A 25,795-nucleotide genomic window follows, 5' to 3' on the forward strand; every position below is an offset into this window, starting at 1 on the left:
CGCCTGATGGAGATCCTGTTGATGGCCGCGGCCGCGGCGCTCTGCTTCGTGCTCGGAGTCTGGGGATTCGCGCTCATGAGGTCCGGTGAGCGAGTGGCGCAGGACATCCTCACGCCGCCGGAGAAGCGGAAGGCGCGGAGCGACGGAACGATCCTGAACCAGCTCGCCGACGTGCTGGGGCGCCCGCTCACGCGTCCCATGCTGGAGTTCCTCGGACCGAGGCGCCGGCAGATCCGGCGCCGGATCGACGCGGCCGGCCGACCCGGCGACATGACCGTCGAGTCGTACGCCCGGCAGACCGCCGGGCTCATCATCCTCTTCGTGCTGCCCGGGATCCTGTTCGTGCTGCAGGGACAGACGTTCTTCGGCATCCTCCTCATGTTCGGGGTCGGGCAGAACGAACTGCTGCTCGCCGTGCGTACGCGGCAGCGTCAGGACGAGATCGAGCGCATGCTGCCCGACTTCCTCGATGTGCTCGCGGTCACGGTCACGGCCGGGCTGGGTTTCCGGCACGCGCTGAGCCGGGTCGCCGAGAGCATGCCCGGCGCGCTGGCCGAGGAGTTCACCATCTCGCTGCAGCAGATGGAGCTGGGCACCCCGCGCCGCGAGGCGTTCGAGGACCTGCGCCGGCGCAACAGGGCGGAGATGCTCGGCCAGTTCGTCACGGCCATCCTGCAGGCGGAGGAGCTCGGCGCTCCGCTGGCCACGGCGCTCATGGAGCTCAGCACGGACATGCGCCGGGAGTCGGCGCAGTGGGCCAAACGCAAGGCACAGCGCATCACCCCACGGATCACGGCCGTCTCGGCGGCCCTGACCCTCCCGGCGATCATGGCGATCGTCGTGGGCGGGATGTTCTACTCCTCAGGAGCTGATCTCGGTGGCCTCCTTCGCTGATCCGATGGTGCCGGCCCGGGTCGGGGCGGCGTTCCGATTGCTCATGCAGCTGCGAACCCTCACGGCAATGGTCACGCTGGTCCTGATCCTGCCGGCGCACCCTCCGACGGCCGTGGTGCTGCTGCTCTCCTTCGCGGCACTTTCCTGGATCGCCGCCCGTCACTGGCAGTTGATAGTGCCGCGTCTGCTGCTGCATCCGCTGCTGGTGGCGGCGGACGTGGCCGCGTCGTTCACCGCGCTCAGGCTCGGCGGGCCCACGGGACCGTTCTTCCTCTCGACCGTGGTCACCGCCGGAGTCGCCGGGCTGCTCTTCCGCTGGCCGGGCATGCTGGCCATCTCCGCGTTCCAGGTGTTCTGGTACTACCTGACCCTGGCCGCCGGTCACGTGCCGGCCGCCGACCAGACGTTCCAGGCCCTCGCGGGTCAGCCGTTGTACTACCCGCTGATCGGCTTCGCGGGAGTGGCGCTCCGCAAGCTCATCGACGACCAGGCCGAGGCCGAGTCCACGGCGGCCGCCGCTGAGGAACGGACGTGGCTGGCGCGGGAGATGCACGACTCACTCGCCAAGACACTGCGCGGCATCGCGATGGCCACGGCGGCGCTGCCGATGTGGGCACGCCAGGATCCCGAACGGATGGTCGAGGAATCGGTCCGCATCGCCGCGGATGTCGAGGTCGCCTCCCGTGAGGCGCGCAACCTCATCAACGGGCTACGGGACGAGAGCATCACCCTGCCCTTGCCGACGGCCGTACGCGCGATCGCGGAGAGCTGGCGTGACGCCCATGGGATCAGTGTCCGATGCGACATCGACTCCGGGGCCGACCTGCCGCTGCGTGCCCGCTATGAGGCGGTGGCGATCTGCTCGGAGGCGCTCACGAACGTCGTACGGCACGCGGCCGCGACCTCGGTCGACGTACGGCTCGCCGCGGAGCGCGGCGCCGTGGTCCTGACGATCCGGGACGACGGCAAGGGCTTCCGGCTGAGGAGTCTCGAGGATCTGGCAAGAGACGGGCACTACGGGCTGCTCGGCCTGCGGGAACGCGCCGAACGGGCCGGTGGTGCCGTCTCGCTGATGTCCGAGCCGAAGGCGGGCACCACGATCACCGTGACGTTCCCGGTGGCCGGAGCATCGTCCAGTGGTCTGCGCGTCGCGGAGGTGATCTGAGTGGGAACGCCCAGGGTGATCGTCGCGGACGACAACGTCGTCGTCCGGTCCGGTCTGGTCTCGTTGCTGGAGGCGGGCGGTGTGGAGGTGCTCGGCGAGGCGGCCGACGGGGAGAAGGCCATCGCCCTCGCCGAGCGACACCGTCCCGACCTGGTGCTGCTCGACGTGCGGATGCCGCTGCTCGACGGCGTGACGGCGGCGCAGCGGCTCGCGGAGACGACGCGGGTGCTCATGCTGACTTACACCGCCACGCCGGAGATCATCCGTGCGGCCATCGGCAACGGCGCGGCCGGCTATCTCGTGCACGGCACCTTCACGCCCGCGGAACTCCTCGATGCCGTGCGCGAGACGGTGAGCGGTGCCAATCCGCTTTCTCCGGTAGCCGCCGCGGTCCTCGTCGGCGCGGTGCAGAACCAGGCGAAAGCGCCACCGGAGTCTCCGCGCAGCCGCTTCGGCCTGTCCGTTCGCGAAATGGAGGTCATGGAACTCGTCGCCCAGGGCTATCCCAATGGTGCCATCGCGGCCCGGCTGTTCCTCGCGGACAAGACAATCAAGAATCACGTCAATCACATCTATGCCAAGCTCGGGGTGACCACGAGGGCGGCGGCGATCGCCCTGTGGCTGGGATCGGGAACGGCCCGGAAGGGCTGGTCGTGACCGACCAGGTCGTGGGACTCGGGGCCCAGGAGAAAATGGGCCCCCGCCCTAACGGAAACTGGGCCGGCGGACCCTGGGAACCTTGCTCGCGGGTCCGTAACGTCTTTGCTGACAAAGGCGAATCGGGAACGCACCCGGGAGGACCAGATGATTCCGTTCTTCGTAATTCTTTCGACTCTCGTCGAGGACAATGCAAAGCGTATCAAGAAGCGTTATGTCGGCGATGATCGTGGTGCCAGTATCGTCGAGTACATTGCGCTCCTGTTCATCGTCGCGCTCATTGTCGCCGCTGTTCACGGGTCTGGTATCGACCAGACCATCAAGTCCAAGGCGGTCTCGGCCGTCAACAAGGTGTTCAGCTCGGCCGGTGGATGACAGAACCTGTTCCTCGTGTGGCGGAGGAGACCACCTCAGGTGGTCTCCTCCGCCGCATTGCTGCTCCCAGTGACCAGAGAGGGAATAATGCGGGCTTCAGAAGAAATGCGTGCGTTCAAGGCGGACAGGCTTTCCGGCAGAGCGGCGTTCATGCGTTTCACCGCCGCTGCATCGGCGCTGATGCTGACGGTTCCCGGGTGCAGCGGCGACGGCGAGAAGCCGGACGGTCGAAAACCGGCCGGTGGCGGGCCGGTGAGCGAGAAGCCGATCGCGTCCGAGCCGATGGAGCACGAGGACGGCCCGGCTCACGTAGACCTGCTCGCCGTCGACCGGACCGCGCAGGACACCGTCACGGTCCGCCTGCGCATCGTCAATGACGGTCAGCGGAGACTCCGGCTGCTCACGGCGCTGAAGGACATGGCGCCCAACTCGCCGGGCTCGGAACTCGCGAACGGCATCGCCCTCGTGGACGGTGTCGGCGACAAGGTCTATTACCCCATGACGACCAGCACCGGCTCCTGCCTCTGCAGTGATGTCACCAATGTGGAGGTGGCCCCGGGCAAGCCGCAGGAGTTGTACGCCGTCTACGCGGATCCTCGAACGACCCGGGTGACGTTGTCGGTCCCCGACACCGTGCAGTTCGCCGACGTGCCGATCGGTGTGGGGCAGGCACCCCCGGCTCCCGGACAGAGCGTGGATCCGGCGAAGGTCTCATTGGGGCAGCCGAACGTCCGCTCACTGGTGAACAGCAGCGAATCGGCCGTACAGGACGTCGATGACGACGACAACGACCGAACGATGCGGCTCTCCGCCGACGTGCTGTTCGCCTACGACAAAGCCGTTCTGACGTCGAAGGCCAGTGGCGTGCTGCGGGGAGTGGCCCAGCAGATCGACAGGTCCAGGGGTGACACCATCAAGATCGACGGGTACACCGACAACACCGGTACCGACGCCGTGAACCAGCCGCTGTCCGAACAGCGGGCCCAAGCCATGCAGGACGCGCTGAAGAGCCTGGTGACCAGGCAGGGCCTCACCTTCCAGTCGGCCGGCCACGGATCACAGAACCCGGTGGCCAAGAACGACGACGAATCGGGACGGAAGCGGAACCGTCGGGTGACCGTGGCGTTCGCCAAGCCCCCGGAGCCGCAGACCACCGCGCCGTCCGCGGGTCCGGCGTTCCGGTGGAGCGGCGAGGGGAGGCTCCCCGTGCTCGCCACCGCGCGCCCGAACTTCCATGCGGACGGGAACACCACCATCGAAGGGGCCGACAACCTCCGGTTCGACGTCAACAGCCTGCATCGCGAGTCGAGCGGCCTCGTGACACTCGTCTGGACGGTCACCGATATCGGCGCCCAGGATCAGATGATCGGCGGGTCGTTCGACAAGTGGCTCTCGCTGGAGTACCCGGGCGCCACCACGACCTCCGGGGCCGGTCTCGTCGACAGGGTCGGGCAGATGCGTTATTGGCCGTCGCGCGACGGTCAGGGCGTGTGCGTGTGCAGCTCGACGAGCGAGGCCGTCTATGCCACGCAGATCCTCCATCCGAAGAGCAGCGTCACCTACTCCGGTGTCTACAAGCCGCCGGTGGCCCTGAGCAGGATGGACGTGCAGATCAGCTGGTTCGCCGAGAAAATCGATGTGGGCGGCGTGCCGGTCAGGTGATCGGACTCGTCTGAGTTTCGCCCGGGGGCCCAGCAACAAAGGGTCCCCGGGCCCTGGTGAGAATTCCGTTCCTGACGCGATCCTTTGTCTCATGCGCAGGCGAAGAGGGGGACGTGGCAACTGTCGCCGGCTCCTGGCGGCCGTCACGCTCGTGCCGGCCATCCTCTCGACATCCGGGTGTCTCGGCCTGAAGGAAGACCCGAAGCTCGACGCGTCGTTGAGGCGGTACCGCGGAGAGGGATTCTCAGTCGGATATCCGAAAGCGTGGGCACAGTCCGCTTCGGACCGGCGAGCCGTTCCCGGATCGTCGTTCGAGGTGACGACGACGGCCGGATCGTTCGACATCCTGACGTACTGGGGCCGCGCACAACTGCTCGACGATGTGGTGTCGGACTTCCTGCGGATCAGCCGGGCCCAGCGCGGGTTCCAGCTGATCGGGCAGGAACGCATCGACGTGGACGGTAGCACCGGTTATCGGGTGCGCAAGGAGTGCAACGGCTGTATCGGCACATCGTCGCAGCGGCTGCACACCGTGGACTGGTTCGCGCAGTTGAAGAACGGCACCGTAGTCGATGTGCGGGTCGGATTTCTCACCGAGCATTATGACTTCTCGGTCGTCACTTCGATCGGCCGTTCGCTGGCGGTCGATTAAAACGCCGCGGGCCCACTCGCTTTTGGGCCCGCGGGCCCTGTTCACCGGTCACCCCGACCTCTAGGTTCTTGATCCGAGGAAGACCGTACTCGGCAAGGCGAGGGTTTTACATGAGGCGACGCGCGGACAAAGGCGCGGCCACGACGATTCTCGTGGTCACAATGGCATTGGTGCTGGTCGCGGCCACATTGCTCCTCAGCAAAATCGCCCGCGCCAACGGCCTGCGGACCAGGGCCCAGACGGCGGCGGACGCCTCCGCGCTGGCCGCCGCGGCGGAGATCCGCGACAGAGGCGCCACCGACATCGCCCGGGGGCTCATCCCGGACGGGGAGATCTACCTCAGCAGTTCGGCGGGGGCCGCACGTGACTACGCCGCCAAGAATGGCGCGGTCGTCGACGAGGTGCGCGCCTCCGGATACTTCGGCCTCACCGTGAAGGTCACGCTGCACACGCGAGCGTGCCAGCCCAAGCCGGGCACCGACCAGGCGCCGATGCATTTCACCTGCGAACACGGCGAACGGGGTCTGCACGGGACGGCGACGGCGATCGCCCGCGTCGCATTTCCCGCGTGCGGGCCACGGGGTTTCCACGACGGCAAGAAGCACGGAAAGGGTTTCATCCCGCCGACCATCGGGATCTTCTGTAACGGTCTCCAGACGCGGGGCTTTGACGCTGCCCGACGGATGTTCGCCGTGCGCCTCGTGGACGAGGAGGACCCGACCGCGTTCGATCCGGACTACACCACGCGCGACCGTGAGACCGGGCGGCAGCTCGCGGACATGTACGGCTGGACCGGCGCGAACTGGGTCTGCCTCGACAAGCTCTGGACGGGCGAGAGCGGCTGGAACCATCTCGCGGTCAATCCCACCAGCGGCGCGTACGGAATTCCGCAGGCGCTGCCGGCGGTGAAGATGGCCAAATACGGCGGCGACTATCTGACCAATCCGGTCACCCAGATCCGCTGGGGATTCGACTACATTTCCAGCGTCTACGGAAACCCATGTGCCGCCTATGCCTTCTGGCTCAGTCACTGGCCGCATTGGTACTGATCTGACCGGGGAAGGCGAGCCCTTGCTCAGCTGGCTGGTACCACTGTGCACCGTCGGCGGTGCGGTCGTCGGCTGGCTCTGCGCACCACTGGCGTCGAGCTACTTTGAGCAGCCGATCCGCGCGGCCCGGCCCGGCATCGCGGTGACCACGGCCGCCGCGTCCGGCGCGCTCGCCTGGCGGTTCTCCGGGCGAGCCGACCTGCCCGCCTATCTCTACCTGGCGGTCGTGGGTGCGCTGCTCGCCTTCATCGACGTCGCGGTGAAACGTCTACCGGACCCGTTCACCCTCCCGTCGTACCTCGTCGGCCTCGCACTGCTGAGCGGCGCTGCGCTCCTCGGCGGCCATCCGATGCGGCTCGCGCACGCCCTCACCGGGCTGGCCGTGTTGTGGGCGCTCTATGCCCTGCAACATTTCTTCGCGCCTGGCGCGATCGGCTGGGGCGACGTCAAGTTGTCCGGAGTGCTCGGCCTCTATCTCGGCTGGCTCGGGGCGCAGGCATGGTGGCTCGGTACACTCGCCGGATTCGTCCTCGGCGGCCTGTACGCCGCCGGTGCGCTGATCACGCGTCGCGCATCGCGAAAGTCCGAGATCCCATTCGGCCCGTTCATGCTCGCCGGAGCTCTTGTCGGCATTCTCGCCGGCTGAATGTCGCAGGGCGGCCCACGAATTTGGGCCCAAATTTGGTCCAGCGGGCCCAGGCGTCGGCGGACGCTATTTCTTATCGTGTCCCCATCAATGTGATGGGGAGGTGTTGTGCGACTACGGGCCAGCGAAAAAGGGATAGCGACACTCGAGTACGCCGCGCTTCTGCTGGTTCTCGCGGTCGTGGTGGCAGGCGTGTTCGCGGCCGGCCTTCCCGGCAGGGCGGAATCGGGCGGCAAGTCAGCGATCTGCAAGATATTCTCATCCGGAGACTGCGGCAAGCAGCCGCGCGTTGCGTCCGGCCACAGTTCGAACCACTGCCAGGCATTCTGCCCCACGGCGAACAACCCGATCCATCCTTCGGATCCGGTGACCGCCGCCACCAAGGGCGGATACGTCGCGCTGGGCGACTCCTACTCCTCCGGGGAAGGCGCCGCCGAGCAGTATCTGGGAACCAGCGGGAACACCGGCTGTCATCGAGCGGCCGGAGCGTATTCGCAGCCCCTTCAGCACGACTTCACGTTCCGTGACGGCTCGAATTTCGTCGCGTGCAGCGGCGCCACGACCGATGGCGTCCTCAACGGATGGCACGGAGAAGGGCCGCAAATCGGTGCGCTCAGCCCACGTACGACGCTGGTGACGCTGAGTGTCGGAGGCAACGACGTTCGCTTCGCGGACGTGATGAAGAACTGTGTCCTCGACGCTCACTTCTCTCCTGGTGACCTCTGGCCGGGAAGCGCCCCCCAGCCCGACCGATGCCAGGCACAGCAGGCGCAGATCGAAAATAATATCAACGCCCTGTTCGGCGGCGACCCCTCGAAGTATGAGCAGTTCCTCGAGGCCATCCACCAAAGAGCGCCGAATGCCCGGATCCTGGTCGTGGGATACCCGCATCTGTTCCCCGCCCCGCCGGAAAAGGGCTATACCACCATCACCAAAGGTGATCAGGCGTTCCTGAACCGGATGGCCGATGAGCTGAACCGCCGGATCATGCAGGCGATCAACGCCGCGGACCATAAGTTCTATGGGAACGGCCAGCAGAAAATGGGAAGTGTTGAGTATGTCGACAACTCGGATGGGCTGAAGGGGCACGAGATCACCACCCAGAACCCGTGGGTGAACGGGATCAGTATGTGCGTCGGCCTTAGCCTTTCAACCTCAAACCAGAACTGCAAGTCGGGTAAGCTCATTCCTTCCGCGGATACGGGGACGTTCCACCCGACGGCCGATGGCCAGGAATCCTTTGAACGAGCCGTACGAAGACAACTCGAGAATGGCCCGAACCGGACCCTCTACGACCCGTGATGGGAGAGACAATGGGTGGGACACTGCTGCGGTGGTCGGCTACGACGATGATCGTCGCGACCGTCGGGGGCTGTGCGGGCTCTCCGGCGGTGAAAGAAGATCGGCCTTCGCGCCAGACGGCGCAGCCGGCCGTGGCACAGGACCGGTTCGAAGACGCGCTGCTGCAGAGCTTTCAACAGCTGATCCCGATCACGGCACCGAAGAGCGGGCCGTACTCATCGCTTCCGGCCGCAACCCTGGCCGCCGGCGTACAGCAGACGCCACCGGGCGCGACCGTCAAGCCCATGAACTGCGCGCTCTGGGCCGGCCCCGACGGGAAACAGTTCGGCACGGCGGCCGCGTCCGTGGTGGCATTCCGCAAATCAGGGGACACCTCGCCCGGCGGCGTACAGGCGTGGGAGGAACTGGTCTCGTCGGCCGGTCAGTCCCGGCAGGCGGCGCTGGGCGCCGGCCTGCGGCCAGGCTGCCGCACGGTCTGGGTAAGTCATCAGGGGAACACTCTGACCTTCGAGGAGAAGCCGCCGCCGTTGCTCGGCAACGGTTCCCGCGGTGCCGTACTGACACCGTCGTCGCCGAACAGTCGGCGTACATGGGTCGTGACGTTCGTCGGCAACGGCTACGTCGGCGTGGTCTTCATGCAGGGGGAGGTGACCAACGCCCAGATGGATGCCTTCGCCACCGCCGCCTACAACAAAGCCCGTCAGAAATTGGGCTGACCACACCAGCTTGGTCCCGCGCGGGGCCGAGCTGGTGGCCCCACCTTCTCGAACGCGCTCTCCTTATGGACGAACGCTGATGATCGTCTTCCCCTTGCGGCGCTCGGTTGAGTTGAGGGCCGCGACGGCGTTGTCGAGGGTCGCGACGGTGCCGATGTTGGTCCGCAGTCGTCCGTCCCGCACCCGCTGGACGATCTCACCCAGTTGGCCACGATCGGACTCGACGACGAAGTCGACCGTCAGGCCGTCGGTGGGCCGCGCCTCGGTCGGCCCGACGACGGACACCAGCGTTCCTCCGGCCCGGATCACGCCTGCGGACCGCCTCTGGATGTCGCCGCCGATGACGTCGAACACCAGGTCGACGCTGCCGACGTCTTCCAGGGTGTCGTTCTCAAGGTCGACGAACTCTTGCGCGCCGAAGTCGAGCGTCTTCTGACGGTCGGCCGCGCGTCCGGTGCCGATGACGTACGCGCCGAACTCACGTGCGAGTTGCGTCACCATCGTCCCGACTGCGCCGGCCGCGCCGTGCACGAGGACGCTCTGCCCCGCCTGAAGACGGCCATGCTCGAACAGCCCTTGCCATGCGGTCAAGCCCGAGATCGGCAGGCTCGCGCCCACCGTGAAGTCGACGTCGCCCGGCAGCGGCGCGAGGTTGCGTGCCTCGACGGCCACGTACTCCGCCAGGGTGCCGTCGCGATGCCAGTCCGTGAGGCCGAACACCCGCTGCCCCACCGACAGCCCCGTCGTGCCATAGCCGAGAACGGTGACCACTCCGGCCAGTTCGTGCCCAGGGACCGACGGTGTGCGGTCGCGGTCGGCGCGATCGGTCCAGGTCGAGGGCCACTCCATCTCAGTCGGGACGAATCCCGACGCATGAACCCGCACAACGACGTCGTTTATCGCCGCGGGCGGCTCGGGCCGCTCCACCAGTGTCATCCCGGCCGTTCCCGCAGCCTGGTCCGTCACCACGATCGCCTTCATGGGAATTCTCTCCTCGGTCATTTGTCTCTTTGGTGGAAATGTCGCATCGATGGGCGCGTGTCGCTCACGGACGAACGCGGATGATCGTCTGCCCGCTGATCCGCTCGGTCGGATTGAAGGCGGCGACGGCGTTGTCGAGGGTCGCGACGGTGCCGATGTTGGTCAGCAGTCGCGGTCCGCCTCGCCCGCGGTTGTTCACCGGCATGATCACTCCGAGGGCCGGCGCCGCTCGGACACGGCTCCGGAGACGAGCGACGCCGCCCCGGCTGCCGGCGGCTCCTCGCGCCGAATCGCAATCATGGCCATGTCGTCGCACAACGCGCCAGGCACGTACTCACCCAGATCCGCCGCGATCCTCTGTACGAGAGCCTGCGGATCGCAGTCGGACCAGGCCGCAGCCCGCTGGGCCAGGGGATAGAAGGTCCGGTCCAGGTTCCGGGCCTCGGTGAGGCCGTCGGTATAGAGCAACAGCAGGTCGCCCATTCCGAAGGGAAAGGCCTCCACGGCGTAGGAGTCAAGGTCCCCCAGCCCGAACGGCGGCGCGGGCTGGGACACCTGCAACGGCGACGCCTTACCGTGGTGGAGCAGCAACGGCGGCGGATGCCCACGGCTGACCAGGCGTACGACGGGTTCGTCGTCCGGTATGTCGACCACCACCGCCGTGACGAACCGCTCACCGGCGTCCACGCCGGCGCCGGAGAACTCCGCTATTCCCCAGCGGACACTCTCCTCCAGGTCGGCGACCATCTCCTGGAGCGACGTCCGGAGCCGCGCGGAGGCACGGAAGGCCTCCAGCATGATCGCGGTACCGCTGATCGAGGCGAGTCCCTTGCCTCGTACGTCGCCGATTAGCACCCGGGTGGAGTCCGCGGTGCGGGTGACGGCGTACAGATCACCGCCGAGGTCGGTGTCGGCCTCGGCGGCGTGGTACGCCGAGGCGATCGAGACCGGCCCGGACCGCTCCGGCAACGGGCGCAGGACCACCCGCTGCGTGGCCTTGGAGATCGACCGCACTCGCACCAGGTCCCGCTCGTGCCGCTTCCGCAGGTGGCAGAACAGCACCATGCACCCCGACAGCACCATCAGGCCCACGAGTTGCATGATCACGTCCTCGCTGGTCAGGGTGCCGCGGTCCAGCGCGGCGACGATCACCGCAGCGACCGCCCCCACGCCGATCAACGCGGTGACCAGCGCCGATGCGAACGTCGCGGTCATGGCGGCCGCCACGAACAGCGTCGGAGCGAGATGAACGTAGGGCGGCGTCACATGGTCGATCGCCGGGACGGCCAGGACCAGGAACACGGGGATCACGATCAGTGCTTGTCTCGGTATCCGCGTCCGCGGTAGGGCGGCAGGGCCAAACCAGTGCATATCAGCTCTCTTCGACGGTTAGGACGCTCAGCCGGGCGACGCGGCCGGCGCGATCGGTCCACGTTGCCGGCCAGTCCAGCTCTCCAGGAGTGAAGCCCGCGGCGTACACCCGTACGATTACGTCCTTCTCGGCGGCGTGAGAGTAGGGCATGTCCGTCAGGGACAGCCCGGCAAGACCGGCGTCACGGTCTCGAACAGTGATGGCTCGCATACAGGTCCTTACTGGGGGAGGGGGACGATTCGAGCGCGCAGCCCCTGCACACGCAGGGCCATAGCGGCTCGTCATCGAGGCGATGCAGCAGGTGGATATATACCGTTGCGCATGATCGATCTCACCTGCTCGGGCGCATTCCGTCACGCCGTTTTGCGTTCTCATTAGGGAGACGAGGTAGCCCCTCCGGATGTGACAGCTCAGACGCGCACAAGTTTGTCCGGGTTGATGACCCTGCGGTACGCGGTGATCAGACCGTCTGTGATTTGAACCGTGTCGACGGAGTAGACCCGGCCTTCCCGGTGGAACACGAGGGCCAGCTCACCGCCGACCTCGACGAAGTCGATGCGGTCCGGACGCCACTGGCGCCCCACACGCACCATCACCTCGGCGACGCGCTCACCGCCGTGGATGAGCTTGCGTGCCGCGAAGACCTCGCCGCCGCCGTCGGTGACGTAGACGGCGTCCGGGTGCAGGAGCCTGATCAGGCCGGCCAGGTCCCCGGCCTCGTAGGCGGCGCGGAAGACCATTAGGACGCGTTTACGCTCCGCCTTCGACGCCTGCGGCGTGGACTGCTTCGCTTTGGCCACCCGCCGTCGTGCCCGCGAGGCGAGCTGCCGGGCACCCGGTACAGAGACATCCAGCACTTCGGCGATCCGGCCGAACTCAAGACCGAAGACGTCGTACAGGACGAAGGCCACCCGCTCCGGCGGGCTCAGCTCTTCCATAATCAGCAGCATCGCCGAACTGACGGACTCGTCGACGAGTACCGGCTTCGACGCATCCGGTCCTGTCAGCAGCGGCTCCGGCAGCCACGGCCCGACATAGGTCTCCCGGCGGAAACGGGCACTCTTGAGAATGTCGTACGACCGTCGCGCGGCCACCGTCATCAGCCAGGCCCGCAGATCACCGATGCCCTGCAGATCGGCTCCGGCCGCCCGCAGCCACACGTCCTGGGTCACATCCTCGGCATCGGCCACACTCCCCAGCAGCCGGTAGGCCACACCGAAAACCGCAGGCCGGTGCCTCTCCCAATCGGCTCCGAGCGGGTCCTCCTGCTCAGACCGTCCGGGCCCGTGCCCGTCACCCATACAGATCGCAACCTCCTCCAACTTCGGACGCCGGCCGGCGTGGCTGCCTAAGCCCAACTATTCGCCCCCCGATTCCATGACCACAACCCTGTGAACAGGGAAGACACCCCCCGGGGCGTTGCGGAGATCTTCGGAAGCACCGACGATGACATCGCCCGACGTGCTGTCCTGGCTGTGACCAGGCTCGACGGATACGACGTGTTCGCCGCGGAGGCGGATCCGCGCTCGGTACACCCGGGACGAGCGGCTGGACCAGTTGCCCACCGCCGGCGGCGACGGGCACGGCGATCGCGTGCTCCTCTCACCGGCCTCAACGACCACGACCGGTGAGAGGCCTTTCGCCGACCCGGCGAAGCGCCGCCGGGTTGTTCGTCGGCCCCGGTCTCGGTCCGGCAGCCGAGGTAACCCGAAACTTCTTCTGGTATTAGGGCGAAATTGGGGATTGGCTGTCAGTGTCGAGGGCCGGCGAGGCGGTGGAGGGCAACGCGATGCTGAAGCGTGTGCTGATGGCATTGGTCGTGGTGGCGGCGGCACTGGCCGGGGTGACGCCCGCGTCCGCGGCGACCAGTTCGCTGAGCCTGGACCAGAGCTCGTACGTGCAGGGCCAGACGATCGTCGCCTCCTACACCGCGGCCCAGGTGAGCTCGACGAACTGGGTCGGGATCTACAAGTCGGGCCAGACGCCGGGCAGTGTGGCGTCCACGATGTGGAGGTACGCACCGAACGCGTCGGGGAGCGTCAGTTTCGCGACCGATTCGCTGGCGACCGGCAGCTACGTCGCCTACCTCCTCTACAACGACGGGTACACGGTCCTCGCGGGGCCGCAGCCGTTCACCGTGACGGCTCCCTCCGCCGGCACCAACCTGATCGTGAACGGCGACGCCGAGTCGGGTGACCCGTCCACCAGCGGGTACGACAGCGTGACGCTGCCCGGTTGGACCGTCACCGGAACCCCCACGGCGGTCTCGTACAGCGTCGGAGCGGGCTTTCCCACCTCCTCCACGCCCGGCCCGTCGAACCGGGGCGGCGCGTTCTTCGCGGGCGGGCCGGTGGGCAGCGGATCGCTCACCCAGACCGTGGACGTGTCGAGCGCCGCGAGTCAGATCGACGGCGGCGGCGTGACGTACTCGCTGTCCGGCTGGCTCGGCGGCTACGCCGGTGAGATGTCGTCGGCGACGGTGAAGATCACGTTCCAGAACGCGGGCGGATCATCGCTCGGCACGGGCCAGATCGGGCCGGTCACCGCCTCGGACCGCGGTAACACGACGTCCCTACTTCAGCGCGCGGCGTCCGGTGGCGTGCCGTCCGGAACCCGGAGCATCGCGGTCGTCGTCTCGCTCACCGGCGACCCGGCGCGCGACACGGCGAACAAGTACAACGACGCGTACGCCGACAGCCTCTCCCTCAGCCTGACCGGCGCCTCGGTCACTCCGGGCACGCTCACGCCACCGCCGTCCAGCGTCCCGGGCTTCGACCACGTGTTCTTCACCGTTCTGGAGAACCGGGCGTACGACCAGGTCATCGGCAACAGCGCCGCCCCCTACCTGACCGGGCTCGCGGGCGGCAACGTCACGCTCGCCCAGTCGTACGGCGTGGTGCACCCGAGCGACCCGAACTACATGGCCGTCGCGGGCGGCAGCACGTTCGGCTACACCAGCAATCCGTTCCCGTCCGACATCGGCAAGATCAATGCCCCGCACATCGGCGACCGGATCGAGAGTGTCGGCAAGACGTGGCGCTCGTACGTCGAGGACATGGGGACGCCGTGCAACTCCACCAAGAACGGCAACTACGACCCCGACGACGTGCCGTTCTGGTTCTTCAAGGACCTCATGCCGGTGGGCGGCGCCCGGTGCCAGGACAAGATCCAGCCGATCACCGGACTCTGGACCGACCTGGGAACGGCCGCGACCACGCCGAACTTCGTCTGGTTCGAGCCGAACAGCTGCAACAGCATGCACAACTGCGACACCGCGACGGGCGACACCTGGTTCAGGAACAACATGCCGAAGATCTTCAACTCGCCGGCCTGGACCCGGCAGCGCTCCCTGCTGATCATCACGTTCGACGAGGACGACGACGCGCACGCCCAGCGCATCCCAACGATCGTGGTGGGCTCGCCCGGCACGACCAGGACCGGCTACCGGTCCGACGTCCACTACACGCATTACAGCATGCTGCGGACGATGGAGAGCGCGCTCGGCCTGGCCACCCTGACCAGGAACGACAAGTACGCCGTACCGCTCAACGACGTGTGGCCATGACCCCGTGCGCGGCCTTGATCTCACGCATGGGAGGCGCGGCACAGGCGCATGGCTCCGGTAGTGGGTGAGGTTGACGACCTGGCCCCGTGGCGGTATGTCGTCAACGACGTGGCCGAACGGTTCGCGCCAGTCCGGCACCAGGCCGAATCGGTACCAAGCCGATGGCACGTGATCTTCTCCGCACCCGATGGCGGCCGCCGGCGCTCATACGCGGCCCATTTCGTGTGGGGCCTGCTGCAGGCCGTGGAAGAACTTCCCGGCTGCGTTCTGGGGGCCCACCCCCGCGTGCGCCAGGAGCACAGCCAGGACTGGCCGATCATGTACTGCTCGCCGAGCTGCGTGTGACCCGAACGCGCAGCACCCGACGCCTCGCTCCGGGCGCTTGCGACGACGTCAGACTCCGGCTCGGGCATGGCACGCCCTCCGCTCCTTGGAGTGAGACTCAACGATCACGGTCGCCGGTCAGAACAGGTCGGCCAGCCGCTCGATCAGCGGCGCCGCGGCGTCGAGAGTCGCGATCTCTTCGGAAGTGAAGGACGTCGCCATCGCCGCTGCCATCCTGTCGGCGACGGCGCTGCGCTCGGAACTCAGCGCGGCCCGGCCGGGATCGGTGACCGTGAGCAGCCAGCGACGCCCGTCAGTGGGATCAGCGGTACGGGTCACCAGCCCACGGTCTTCCAGAACCGCGACGGTGGCGCCCATCGCCTGGGGAGTGATCTGCTCACGCCTGGCCAGTTCTGCAGTGGTGACCGGACCCAGCCGTTCGAGCCGCGAGAGGGCCGTCAGCTGCGGGCCCGTCAAATCTCCCTCGCTCAGCGCTTCGTGACTGCGGCGCCTGAACGTGCTGATGCTGATCCGCAACCTCGTGGCAACCCCGATCAACGCGGGGTTCGAGTCAAGGGTTTCGGTGCGGTCGTCCGATGCTCGTGAAGTCACATTAGAAGTCTAGCTTTGCAAGGTCGACCTTGCAAAGCTAGACTTCTAATATTCGATGTCCGGCCTTGGGGACCAGCGGAACGACCAACTGGCGCTTTCAAGTGCGGAGCGCGTCGAAATCGATGTGAGGAGAAGATCCACGCGGCTGCCGTTGCTCCGCCCGGCGGAGCTGACCACCGGGCAGCGTGCCCTGTATGACGCCTGCGGCGCGCCGCCCGGGCTGCTATCCGACACCGCGGTCGCCCGGCTCGGCCGGCCGGGCTTCGACGCGGTGGTGTTCATCGTCATCCACTACCTGGCGCTCGGCACCCTGCTCAACGCGTACGACGTCCCCGCGGGCCGTGCCGTCGCCTGGCTCCCCTAAGGAGGAGGTCATGCCCGATATCAATGAGACCAGGGCCCTGCTTGAGGATCCGGACGCGTTCGGCACGTTCGGGCGGTTGATACCCATCCGAATGGCAGGAGCATGCCATGGCCATCGCCCCACTGCCCGAGGTCACCGTCACCCCGATCGCCTACTTCCCCGAGAAGTACTTCCTGGAGAACCTGGCCGTGCGCGCCGACGGGTCGGTGCTGATCACCGCCGTGCTCCAGCAGGAGCTCTGGTACGTTCCCGGCCCCGCCCGCGCGCTCGCCGACCCGGTGCTCGTGCACGCCTTCGACCACCCAGTCACCGGCATCGTCGAGGTCGAGCCGGACATGTTCGTCTTGAGCCTCACCGAGGGCTACACCACGCACGAGTCCCACCTGGTCCGGCTCGACCTGAACGGCTGGGCCCCGGGCACCCCGGTCACCCCTGAGGTCATCTTCACCTTCGACGACCGAGTGCGAGCGCTGAACGGCAGCTGCCTGCTCGGGCCGGGCGTGCTGGCCGTCGCGGACTGCTTCGCCGGCCTGATCTGGCGGGTCGACCTGACCGAAGGGGCCCGCGGCGCGACCGCGCGGGTCTGGGCCGAGCACGACACCATGGCCGAGGACCCCGACGGCGAAATCCCCTGGCCGCCGCAGCCCGGCGTCAACGGCGTGCGCGGGCTCGCGTCCCCAGTAGCGATGAGGGCCGCGTGCTGTACGTGACCACGGACGGCGGCACGACCGCGCCGCCGCAGGGCGTCGTCCGCAACGCCGCCCTGCTCCGCGTCGAACTCACCCACGGCATCCGGTAGAGGAGAAGCCCGTGAACCGGCACAGCGAAATCGTCACCACCGGCCCGATATCGAACGATACCGAGGATCTGGTGCCCGCACGGTCGCGGGAAAGGTCATCCTCGTGTCAGGAGCGTGAGCACGGTTGTCACGTCCGGCGGCGCGTCCGGCGGCGATGCTTGGGAGCGGAGTGCTTTTGCGGGGGCTTCTTACGGGCGGGTTGTTGTTGGGGGGTGCGGCCACGGGAGCTGTTGGGGGTGCGGCCGCGGACGATGCCGATCAGCTCCTCCATGAGGTCGGTCGTCGCGGCCTCGATCCAGGCCAGGCCGATTTGGGACTGGGGGGCGTCGGTCACGGTGCGGTAGGTGAGGTCTTTGCGGTGGTGAAGGCGGGCCAGAGACTGGGGGAGCAGTAGGACGCCGGCCCCCGACGCCACCAGCTCGATCGCGTCCGCCGTGCTCTTGGGACGGGTGAAGGCAGGCTGCCCGGGGCGGTCGACCCAGGCCAAGACCTCGTCGAGCGGCTCGAACACATCCTCGTCGGCGAGATCGGCAAGCTCCACCTCCTCGACCGCGGCCACCGCGTGATCCTTCGGCACCACCACCACGGTCGTCTCCAGGTATAGCGGGATCACATGGAGGGCCTCGCGGTCGACGGGCAGGCGCACGAACGCCGCGTCCACGCCGCCGTCCCGCAGCAGGGGGACAGCCTCGGCGGCGGGTATCTGAATCAGCCGAAGCGGCACTTCCCACACCCGCTCGGCCCACACCCCGGCCCACTTCCCGGGCGTCACCCCCGGCGCGTAGGCCAACCGGAACTCACCCGTCGTCACCTTCTCAGCCTAGCCGCGTCCAGACGGCTCCCTCCCGCTGGCTACCCTTGACGTCATGAGCACGTCCAAGGCGAAGACCCCCCAGACCATGAAGCCGGCGACCGCGGCCAAGAAGCTGGGGATCCTGCTGTCGGCAGCGCCCGCCGAATTCCAGGAGGGCGTCGTCTCCCGGGACGAGCTGAACGCGCTCCAGGCCGACCCGCCCTCTTGGCTCGCCGAGCTGCGTCGCGAGGGTCCCCACCCCCGCCAGGTCGTCGCCGCCAAGCTCCGCGTCTCCGCCTCGGGCCTGGCCCGCGCCGGCATCACGGCCCCCCTCACCACCGCCGAGATCGAGACCTTGAAGGCCGAAAACCCCGACTGGCTAGAACGCGAGCAGGCCATCCAAACCGGGGTCCGCCAAGAGGAGTTCCGCCTCAAGCAGCAGCGCGCCAAGGCCTGACCCACGGGAACGCGGTAGGACTCTGCGGTACCGGGCACGGATTGGCCGCAGCCGTGATGCGCTCAGCTCAGCTGGTGCGCAATGCATTGATGATCGCGGTGGCCTCGTCCACCAAGTCGATGGGGCAGCCCCAGTAATCGTAGATGCCTCCGCGAGCACGGTTACTGCCGCAGATGACGAATACTCCGGTGCCCAGCTCGGTCTTCAGGTGGGTGGCCAGCCATCCGACGAAGCCGCTGTTGTCCAGTTCGGGCGGGAAGTGGAAGGAGAAGATCCCGAATTGTTCGACATCCCGGTGCTCTTGTGCGAGCGGGACAAGTCGGCTCCAGCTCTCGCTGTCTCGGACTACCGCCAGTGTGTCACCGGTGAGCGCCGGTGGCCGGTCTGCGGGGGATTCTTCGAAGCACCAGATGCCGTCGTGCACGACAATCTCGGCCAGGGCGATCACACGACGTAGACGTTCTTCTGTCTGCTGCGGAGTCTCCACGCTGACACTGACCATGGCGAGGTCTCCTGATTCTTGCGGCAGGGATCTGCTCTGGGGGTTATCGGAGGGTCGTCCCATGCCAGACGTGGCGCCTCGGCAAGTCGACGGCCATCGTAACGCCGTCGCGGCCTCGTTTATTTCGTTCCTGGCCGTGCCTGTTCGGCCTCTGAACCAGGAGAAGGCCAGGTGCCTGCCATTGAGATATGTTCATGCGTAATGGCATCGACTCGGCTGTCGAGGAGCACCCTGATCTCGGAATCGTTCGAAGTCATTGTTGCAGCCTCCGCTCAGGAAATCTGACCGCCACCAGTTCGCCTGGCGACGGTCCCTGTGGTCTCAGTAGTACGACGACACAGCCCCTCGGAATGTCAGGCGACGCGCCGACCTCACAGTTCGATGCGATGTCTCGTCGAACCGAGCGCCGAACTCCACCCGATCGAAGGCGCCGAGTAGATCGCGCGCTTCTTCGCCGGTCAGGCCAGTGCGGTACCCAACGTGACGATCCTCACCGGGTGACACCCGCGCAGACGCTCGTGTTTCGGCACTTCAGGGATGTCGTCGTCATCCATCCAGACACGGGTGGGGCTGGCGAAGCCCGTGCGGAGTGGCGCAGGGACGGATCGGTGCCCAGCAGGCGTCTTCCCCGGCTCCGTGGGGAGTCGCTCGCCCGCCAGGCGAAGATCGACCAACACGGTCGATACACGACCAACGTTGGTTGAACGCGGCACTAATACGGGTGCCGGTCGGGCTTGTCCGCCCAGGCATGGTACGCCCGGGCGCCGAGTTCAGGGTGGATCTGCTTGATCGAGAGCCTCCGCTGTTCGATGGGCTTCTCGAAGTCCTCGTACTGGAAGGCGTCGTCGAACCCGATCTCCCGGGTGGCCTTGAAGTCGCAGGCGAAGTAGACGGCGTCGATCCGCGACCAGTAGATGGCGCTCATGCACATGGGGCAGGGGGCGCCACTGCTGTAGACCGAGCAGCCCTTCAGCATCCGTGCTCGCTCGGGAACGATGTCAGGGGATCCCTCGGGACGTGGGATGAGCGTCAGCGTCGCCTCGTTGTTGTGCTCCTCCGGTATGGAGGGAGCGCGGGGGTTCAGGATCTGCACGGCCTTGCGGATCGCCTCGACCTCACCGTGGGCGGTGGGGTCGCCGGTGAGAAGGACACGGTTCTGGCCGCGAGCGATGATCTCGCCGTCGCGGGTGATGACCGCGCCGAAGGGGCCGCCCCAGGCGTTACGGACGGACTCGGTGGCCAGGCGCACGGCTTCCGCCATGAAGTCCTCGCAAAGGCCGCGAAGACGATTATCGGCGCTGGCAGGAACGCGTGAACACGGTCGCGCGCGCCTTCGAGGGATTCGAGGAGACGGAGGCGCACCCGCCCGGGCCCGGAGCTCAGGATGTATGGGTGGTCATCTACCGGTTCTCCGACCTCACCCGGCTGACCGCGTGGCTCGGCTCCCCAGCGCGCGGAGAGCTGCTCGACGAGGGCCGGCCGCTGTTCGACGGTCCGGCGAAGCAGGAGGTCCTCGCCGGGGAGGCGCCGAGGCAGGATGCCATCACCGCGGTCATCTCGCACCGGGTGAGACCGGGTCGCGAGCAGGACTTCGTGCGCTGGCAGGAGAAGGCGCGGAACGCCCAGGGGCGGTTCCCCGGCTTCATGGGCTTCGAACTCTTCAGACCGGTGCCGGGTATTCAGGAGAACTGGGTCGCCATATTCAGGTTCGACACGCGTGAACATCTGAATGACTGGCTCGAGTCGGAAACCCGGCAGAAACTGCTGGCGGAAGGCCGCCGATACTTCGCCGAATACGAGCTCAGCAAGATCGGCTCGGCCTTCAGCGGCTGGTTCCGGTTCGGCGGCGAATCCGAGGCAGGGCTTCCGCCCAACTGGAAGCAGGCCATGTGCGTGCTGCTCGCCCTGTATCCCACCGTAATGATCCTCACGCTGACGGCCGGCAAGGTCTTCGAGATGGCGGGGATACCGGGATACGCCGCGATGTTCCTCAGCAACGTGCTGAGCGTCAGCATCCTCACCTGGCTGATGATGCCGCTGGTGAACAGGGTTCTGGCCTTCTGGCTGGCGCCCGGAGGGGCGCTCCCTCGGCAGGTGGCGGGCGTCGCCGTGGTCGTTCTCTGCTACCTGCTGTTCGTCGGGATCTTCGGCGTGATCGCGGGTTAGCCGGCCGCGGCGGATGGTGACACGAGGAGGTGCCCCGTGCCTGATCGGCTGGAGGACGCCCTGACGTGGCGGGACGACGCGCGCTACCCGGACCTCTGGGCGGGCATGCTGTGGAACGACCTCAAACCGCAGCGGTTCCCGGACGTGATCGTCCGGGCCGGCTCGGCGGAGATCGTACGGGAGGCGGTCGGCCTCGCCCGTGACCGCGGGCTCCGGATCGCCGTACGTGGGAGCGGACACGGCTGGTGTGGCTCACCACTGCGCGACGGAGGGATGCTGATCGACCTTTCCGGCCTCCGGGGTCACGCCATCGATCCCGGCGCCGCGACGGCGGTCGCCGAGCCCGGTGTCACCGGACGCACGCTGTCCCTGGCGCTCGCCGAACACGGTCTGGCCTTCCCCACGGGCCACTGCCCGACCGTCGCACTGAGCGGATTCCTGCTCAGCGGCGGCCTCGGCTGGAACCCCGGAGTCTGGGGGCCCGCGTGCCACAGCGTCCAGGGGATCGAGGCCGTGACCGCCGACGGCGAACTGCTCAGGTGCGACGAGGAGCAGAACGCGGACCTGTTCTGGGCGGCGCGCGGCGCGGGGCCCGGATTCTTCGCCGCCGTCACCTCCTTCCGGCTCCGCCTGCATCCCCTCCCTACGGCGATCATGAGGACGCGATACGTCTTTCCGCTGGCGGAAGTCGAGGACATCGCACGCTGGGCCGACGAGATCGCGGAGGAGCTGCCGGCGAGCGTCGAGTTCGGAATGGCCCTCACGCCGGGTGAGGCGCCGGAGGCGGGGCGCCCGCGACCGCCGATCGCCACCGTCACGGCCATCGCCTTCGCGGGCTCACGCGATGAGGCCGTACGGGCGCTCGGACCACTACGGGACTGCCCGCTCGCGGGGCGTGCCCTGGTCCGGGAGGTGGACCGGCCGACGACCTTCGAGTCGCTGTACGCGGACTCCGCGGCGTTCTGGCCCGAACGCCACCGCGCCGCCGTCGACACCCTGTGGTCGCACGAGGACTTCCGGATTCTGCTGCCGCGGATCGCCGGTCACGTCGAACGGGCGCCATCCGACAAGTCCCTCGTCCTCGCGCTCCTGTCGCCGGGCGGGCCCGAGGCGCCCGCGACGCCGGACACGGCGTTCGCGGCGCTCGGCAGGACCTTCCTCGTCCCGTACGCCATCTGGGCGGACCGGTCGGAGGACGAGGTGAACCTCCGCTGGCTGCACCAGACGATGCGGGCGGTGGAGCCCTCGGAGTCGGACACTATGTCGCGGAGACGGACCTGCCGGCCGCCCCGTCACGCGCCCGGCGCTCGTTCACACCGGCCGCCTGGGAGCGTCTGGCGGCGTACGACCCGGGTGGTGTGTTCCAGACGTACCTCACGACGACCTGACCCGTACGCCGCCGGACGACCGTGGCATGGTCCGGATCCCTCATGTCGGGACCGGAAGGCATCCCGGTGGTGACGAACGTGGCCCTTCCAAGGATGATCTGCGTCTGTTGAACGGCACCTACTGCTCGCCGGACAATCCGTGCTTCTCGAGTCGGTGGGCGCCCACGGGTCTCCGGGTTAAAAGCCCGTAAAAATCGACCTTCTGTCGAACTCTAATTGACCGTTTCACATCTCACCCGTTCGGACGATTCAACAACGATTGGAAGAAGGACATGCGCAAGACGCTCACCGTGGCGGGAGTCGCCGCCGTCGCGACCGGAACCGTCATCCTCGCCGCCGGGGCCGCCCAGGCCAAGACCGGCCTGCACCTTTCGGTCGACCACCACACCGTCCAGCACGGACGCACCGTCACCTTCCGCGCCGACGCTTTCTCCGACAGCAGCGGCGACCACATCCACGGGCTCAAGTTGTGCCTGCAGCGAGCCCTGCCCAAGGGCCCCGGCTACGAGAAGTTGCTCTGCACCACCCACGGTCGCACCGGCAAGAGCGGCGCCGAACGGTTCACCCTGACCCTCAAGCCCGCCGTCCACAAGGGCACCTACACCTTCCGGGCCGTCGCCTACCGGCAGGACCGCCACCACCACTGGCACGCCTGGGGCGCGGGAGCCTCCAACCTCGTCAAGGTCACCGTCCGATGACCTGACCGCTATGGTCACTGAACGTCCTGGGACGGAAACTCGCCGTCCCAGGACGTTCGCTTGACAACAGCGCCGTTCGGCTCACCATCCGGGTTCAAAGAGAGGCCCCTTGTGAATTCGCCAGACTCGGATTCCCCGTACAAGATGGGCGAAGATCGCATGAGTTCTGCCGGCGACTTTCCCCGGATCGAGAGGGCTTTGCCGTCGGATGCCGAGGTGCGACAGCACGAGTGGTGGATCGATCCTCGGGAGTATGCCCGGCATGAGGCTCGCCGTGGCCGCCGGTTCGCGTTCGTGAACCTTGTCCCGGCCCGTACCGCGCTCGTGGTGATCGACATGGTGCCGTTCTTCGTGTCCGAGAACCCGTACTGCCGCGGCATCGTGCCGAACATCGGCCGCATCGCCGATGCCCTTCGAGTAGCAGGCGGTACGGTCGCCTGGGTCCTTCCCGCAGTCGGCGAAAGGACGCCGGTGCTGGATGAGTTCTTCGGGCCGGAAACAGCCGAGGCCTACCGCGTGTCCGGCGGGACGGGTCCGCTGCCCGGGCGGCTGTGGCCGGAACTGGTGGTCCGTCCCGGTGATGTGCTGGTGGAGAAATCCGCTCCCAGCGCGTTCTTCCCCGGCCGTTGTGTCCTTCCGGGAGTGCTGGAAGAGCGCGGAGTCGATACCGTTCTGATCAGCGGAACCGTCACCAATGTGTGCTGCGAATCCTCCGCCCGCGACGCCGCCGCCCTCGGACTGCGGGTCATCCTGGTCGCGGACGCCAATGCGGCCCGGCGCGACCAGGACCACAACGCCACGCTGCATACCATCTACCGGTCCTTCGGCGACGTGCGCTCGACGTCCGACCTGCTCGACATGGTCCAGGCCTGACCGATATCGGCACCGTCCAGGTCGGCCCCCCAACCTTGTGTATCTCGCCAAATCCTGGGCGATCGTTTGGTCTCGGGCACCAGGGCGGGAGCGGGCGCCGGCACGAGAATGGCCGTGTCCGGTTGTCGAGTCGGTCTGCGGGAAGGCGAGGTCTCATGGCCGTGGGGGGTTGGGAGGTCGACGGCTCGGCGCCGTTCGTGATCCGAGGCGCGACGGTCGTCGACGGTACCGGTGCGCCGAGTGCGGAGGCGGACATCGTCGTCGATGCGGGGCGTATCCGGGGCCTCGGCGCGCCCGGAAGTGTCGTGCTGGACTCCGGCGCCGCCCTGGACGCCCAGGGCCTTGTGGTCTGTCCCGGATTCATCGACGTTCACTCCCACGCCGACAATGCCCCGCTGCTGGTCGAGGACGATCTGACCAAGATCAACCAAGGGGTGACGACCGAGGTCACCGGCAACTGCGGCTTCTCGCTCGCCCCGATCCCGGCAGGGGAGCAGGCGCGTGAGGCCACGTCCGCGCTGCGGAAGCTGTTTCCCATCGACGAGGTGACCTGGGGAAGCGTTCCCGAGCTCTATGAGATGGTCGACGACCGTGGCACCGTGGTGAACGTCTGCCCCCTGGTCGGGCACGGAGCCCTGCGGATGGCCGCGATGGGGTCAGGGGCGCGTGCCGCCGAATCCGTGGACATCCGCCGGATGCGCGTGATGCTTCAGGACGCGCTGGAGGCCGGCGCGTTCGGGATGTCCACCGGCCTGATCTACGCCCCCGGCGTCTACGCCGACGCCGAGGAACTGGTCCAGGTGGCACGGGTTCTCGGCCCGGACCGGGTCTATGCGACGCACATGCGCAACGAGAGCTTCGACCTGGCGGCCAGCCTGACCGAGTCGGTCCGGCTCGCCCGCGAGGCCGGGTGCCGGCTCCAGATCTCCCACCTCAAGGCGACCGGCCAGGACAACCACGGGTCGATCCCGCAGGCGATCGCGTATCTCGACGAGGCGCGGGACGACGGCGTGGCCGTGACCCAGGACATCTATCCGTACACCGCCGCCTCGACGATCCTGGCGGCCTGCCTACCGCCGTGGATGCACGACGGTGGCGACACGAACCTGCTCGCCCGGCTGGAGGATCGGCAGTCGCTGGCTCGCGCCCGCCGCTCCATCGAGTCGCCGCAGGCGCAGGACTGGGAGAACCTGATCGGTGGCGCGGGCGGGTACGACGGTATCCTCATCGCCTCGACGGCATCACACGACCACGAGGGCATGACCCTCCGCCAGGTGGCGGACGAGCTCGGGCTTGAGCCGTTCGACGCCCTGGTGCACGTGCTGGTCGCCGAGCGGCTGCGTGTCACGATGGTCGAGTTCTCGATGGCCGACCAGGACCTCGACGACGCCTTCCGTTCGCCGTTCACCTCGGTGGGGTCGGACGGGACGCCGCCGGGTTCGGGTGGCAAGCCGCACCCACGGCTTTTCGGCACCTTCCCGACCGTGATCAGCCGGTTCGTCCGTGAGCGGCGGATCGTCGACCTGGCCGAGGCGGTTCGCCGCATGACCTCCTTGCCGGCGGCCGTCTTCGGCGTTCCCGGCCGGGGGGTCATCGCGCCCGGCGCGGTCGCGGACCTGGTGTGCTTCGACCCACTGGCGATCAGCCATCCGGGCGACTACGCGACGCCTGACCGGCCTGTCGCCGGTATCGAGTGGGTCATGCAGGAGGGGCGCCTCGTCGTACGGTCAGGGCGGTGGCTCGGGGTCCGGCGCGGGCGGAGACTGCGGCCGCGTTGAGGAGA

Annotated in this window: 29 protein-coding genes; 20 read left to right on the top strand and 9 right to left on the bottom strand. The window is 67.6% G+C overall.

The annotated features are described in order from the left end of the window. Window positions 1-6 precede the first annotated feature (6 nt). From AB0I04_RS15570 to AB0I04_RS15615, 10 genes are all read left to right on the top strand, one after another. The gene (locus AB0I04_RS15570; RefSeq protein ID WP_360884388.1) at window positions 7-894 is read left to right on the top strand and encodes a type II secretion system F family protein; all 888 of its coding nucleotides are present in this window, start codon (window positions 7-9) and stop codon (window positions 892-894) included. Further along, entirely contained in the window at window positions 878-2,059 is a 1,182-nt protein-coding gene (locus tag AB0I04_RS15575) for an ATP-binding protein (protein ID WP_360884391.1), read from the top strand. Before AB0I04_RS15570 ends, AB0I04_RS15575 begins: the two co-directional genes overlap by 17 nt. Further along, window positions 2,060-2,716, top strand: a complete 657-nt coding sequence (locus AB0I04_RS15580; RefSeq protein WP_360884393.1) for a response regulator transcription factor — start codon at window positions 2,060-2,062, stop codon at window positions 2,714-2,716. A gap of 147 nt (window positions 2,717-2,863) precedes the next feature. Then, entirely contained in the window at window positions 2,864-3,091 is a 228-nt protein-coding gene (locus AB0I04_RS15585; protein ID WP_360884395.1) for a hypothetical protein, read from the top strand. 150 nt (window positions 3,092-3,241) lie between these two features. Beyond that, complete coding sequence (locus AB0I04_RS15590) at window positions 3,242-4,753, top strand: OmpA family protein (protein ID WP_360884397.1); 1,512 nt, start codon at window positions 3,242-3,244, stop codon at window positions 4,751-4,753. 91 nt (window positions 4,754-4,844) lie between these two features. Further along, window positions 4,845-5,405 (top strand): hypothetical protein, encoded by a 561-nt coding sequence (locus tag AB0I04_RS15595; protein WP_360884400.1) that lies wholly within the window; start codon window positions 4,845-4,847, stop codon window positions 5,403-5,405. 110 nt (window positions 5,406-5,515) lie between these two features. Continuing rightward, a complete protein-coding gene (locus AB0I04_RS15600; RefSeq protein ID WP_360884403.1) occupies window positions 5,516-6,454 on the top strand; it encodes a pilus assembly protein TadG-related protein in 939 nt (312 codons plus the stop codon). 22 nt (window positions 6,455-6,476) lie between these two features. Beyond that, window positions 6,477-7,100: an A24 family peptidase gene (locus AB0I04_RS15605; protein WP_360884407.1), complete on the top strand. Its 624-nt coding sequence runs from the start codon at window positions 6,477-6,479 to the stop codon at window positions 7,098-7,100. A gap of 108 nt (window positions 7,101-7,208) precedes the next feature. Further along, window positions 7,209-8,402: an SGNH/GDSL hydrolase family protein gene (locus AB0I04_RS15610; RefSeq protein ID WP_360884410.1), complete on the top strand. Its 1,194-nt coding sequence runs from the start codon at window positions 7,209-7,211 to the stop codon at window positions 8,400-8,402. Between the two features lie 47 nt (window positions 8,403-8,449). Further along, window positions 8,450-9,118, top strand: coding sequence for a hypothetical protein (locus tag AB0I04_RS15615; protein WP_360884413.1), 669 nt, complete (start codon window positions 8,450-8,452; stop codon window positions 9,116-9,118). Between the two features lie 63 nt (window positions 9,119-9,181). Here the strand turns inward: AB0I04_RS15615 and AB0I04_RS15620 are convergent, their stop codons facing one another. The 5 genes from AB0I04_RS15620 to sigJ form a co-directional block, all read right to left on the bottom strand. After that, a complete protein-coding gene (locus AB0I04_RS15620; protein ID WP_360884415.1) occupies window positions 9,182-10,099 on the bottom strand; it encodes an NADP-dependent oxidoreductase in 918 nt (305 codons plus the stop codon). A gap of 64 nt (window positions 10,100-10,163) precedes the next feature. Next, window positions 10,164-10,304, bottom strand: coding sequence for a hypothetical protein (locus AB0I04_RS15625; protein ID WP_360884418.1), 141 nt, complete (start codon window positions 10,302-10,304; stop codon window positions 10,164-10,166). Between the two features lie 2 nt (window positions 10,305-10,306). Beyond that, window positions 10,307-11,401 (bottom strand): PP2C family protein-serine/threonine phosphatase, encoded by a 1,095-nt coding sequence (locus tag AB0I04_RS15630; RefSeq protein ID WP_360884421.1) that lies wholly within the window; start codon window positions 11,399-11,401, stop codon window positions 10,307-10,309. Between the two features lie 70 nt (window positions 11,402-11,471). Further along, complete coding sequence (locus tag AB0I04_RS15635) at window positions 11,472-11,681, bottom strand: hypothetical protein (protein ID WP_360884424.1); 210 nt, start codon at window positions 11,679-11,681, stop codon at window positions 11,472-11,474. A 200-nt stretch (window positions 11,682-11,881) separates the two neighbouring features. Next, window positions 11,882-12,772: an RNA polymerase sigma factor SigJ gene (sigJ, locus tag AB0I04_RS15640; RefSeq protein ID WP_360884427.1), complete on the bottom strand. Its 891-nt coding sequence runs from the start codon at window positions 12,770-12,772 to the stop codon at window positions 11,882-11,884. Between the two features lie 488 nt (window positions 12,773-13,260). Between sigJ and AB0I04_RS15645 the strand changes: the two genes are divergently transcribed. Both AB0I04_RS15645 and AB0I04_RS15650 read left to right on the top strand, forming a co-directional pair. After that, window positions 13,261-15,036 (top strand): alkaline phosphatase family protein, encoded by a 1,776-nt coding sequence (locus AB0I04_RS15645; protein ID WP_360884430.1) that lies wholly within the window; start codon window positions 13,261-13,263, stop codon window positions 15,034-15,036. A 60-nt stretch (window positions 15,037-15,096) separates the two neighbouring features. Further along, entirely contained in the window at window positions 15,097-15,381 is a 285-nt protein-coding gene (locus AB0I04_RS15650; protein ID WP_360884433.1) for a hypothetical protein, read from the top strand. A gap of 117 nt (window positions 15,382-15,498) precedes the next feature. Here AB0I04_RS15650 and AB0I04_RS15655 read toward each other — a convergent pair whose 3' ends face one another. Further along, on the bottom strand, window positions 15,499-15,897 hold the full coding sequence (locus AB0I04_RS15655; protein WP_360884436.1) for a MarR family transcriptional regulator: 399 nt from the start codon (window positions 15,895-15,897) through the stop codon (window positions 15,499-15,501). A gap of 199 nt (window positions 15,898-16,096) precedes the next feature. Here AB0I04_RS15655 and AB0I04_RS15660 point away from each other — a divergent pair, with 199 nt between their 5' ends. Next, window positions 16,097-16,336, top strand: a complete 240-nt coding sequence (locus tag AB0I04_RS15660) for a hypothetical protein (protein WP_360884439.1) — start codon at window positions 16,097-16,099, stop codon at window positions 16,334-16,336. Window positions 16,337-16,443: 107 nt separating this feature from the next. After that, the gene (locus AB0I04_RS15665; RefSeq protein ID WP_360884442.1) at window positions 16,444-17,046 is read left to right on the top strand and encodes a hypothetical protein; all 603 of its coding nucleotides are present in this window, start codon (window positions 16,444-16,446) and stop codon (window positions 17,044-17,046) included. Window positions 17,047-17,262: 216 nt separating this feature from the next. On the opposite strand, the gene AB0I04_RS15670 is transcribed toward AB0I04_RS15665, so the two are convergent. After that, window positions 17,263-17,946, bottom strand: coding sequence for a LysR family transcriptional regulator substrate-binding protein (locus AB0I04_RS15670; RefSeq protein WP_360884446.1), 684 nt, complete (start codon window positions 17,944-17,946; stop codon window positions 17,263-17,265). 55 nt (window positions 17,947-18,001) lie between these two features. Here AB0I04_RS15670 and AB0I04_RS15675 point away from each other — a divergent pair, with 55 nt between their 5' ends. After that, window positions 18,002-18,385, top strand: coding sequence for a DUF5997 family protein (locus tag AB0I04_RS15675; RefSeq protein WP_360884449.1), 384 nt, complete (start codon window positions 18,002-18,004; stop codon window positions 18,383-18,385). Between the two features lie 67 nt (window positions 18,386-18,452). Here the strand turns inward: AB0I04_RS15675 and AB0I04_RS15680 are convergent, their stop codons facing one another. Then, entirely contained in the window at window positions 18,453-18,887 is a 435-nt protein-coding gene (locus tag AB0I04_RS15680; protein ID WP_360884452.1) for a DUF6196 family protein, read from the bottom strand. Between the two features lie 712 nt (window positions 18,888-19,599). After that, window positions 19,600-20,148, bottom strand: coding sequence for a nucleoside deaminase (locus tag AB0I04_RS15685; RefSeq protein ID WP_360884455.1), 549 nt, complete (start codon window positions 20,146-20,148; stop codon window positions 19,600-19,602). Between the two features lie 50 nt (window positions 20,149-20,198). Between AB0I04_RS15685 and AB0I04_RS15690 the strand changes: the two genes are divergently transcribed. From AB0I04_RS15690 to AB0I04_RS15710, 5 genes are all read left to right on the top strand, one after another. Continuing rightward, window positions 20,199-21,053: an antibiotic biosynthesis monooxygenase gene (locus tag AB0I04_RS15690; RefSeq protein ID WP_360884458.1), complete on the top strand. Its 855-nt coding sequence runs from the start codon at window positions 20,199-20,201 to the stop codon at window positions 21,051-21,053. Between the two features lie 36 nt (window positions 21,054-21,089). Continuing rightward, complete coding sequence (locus AB0I04_RS15695; RefSeq protein WP_360884461.1) at window positions 21,090-22,514, top strand: FAD-binding oxidoreductase; 1,425 nt, start codon at window positions 21,090-21,092, stop codon at window positions 22,512-22,514. 199 nt (window positions 22,515-22,713) lie between these two features. Continuing rightward, window positions 22,714-23,139 (top strand): hypothetical protein, encoded by a 426-nt coding sequence (locus AB0I04_RS15700; protein WP_360884464.1) that lies wholly within the window; start codon window positions 22,714-22,716, stop codon window positions 23,137-23,139. A 216-nt stretch (window positions 23,140-23,355) separates the two neighbouring features. Next, window positions 23,356-24,012, top strand: coding sequence for an isochorismatase family cysteine hydrolase (locus tag AB0I04_RS15705; protein ID WP_360884467.1), 657 nt, complete (start codon window positions 23,356-23,358; stop codon window positions 24,010-24,012). A 155-nt stretch (window positions 24,013-24,167) separates the two neighbouring features. Next, the gene (locus AB0I04_RS15710; protein ID WP_360884470.1) at window positions 24,168-25,790 is read left to right on the top strand and encodes a D-aminoacylase; all 1,623 of its coding nucleotides are present in this window, start codon (window positions 24,168-24,170) and stop codon (window positions 25,788-25,790) included. Window positions 25,791-25,795: the final 5 nt, after the last annotated feature.

Source organism: Actinoallomurus sp. NPDC050550 (assembly GCF_040655075.1).
Classification (GTDB): domain Bacteria; phylum Actinomycetota; class Actinomycetes; order Streptosporangiales; family Streptosporangiaceae; genus Actinoallomurus.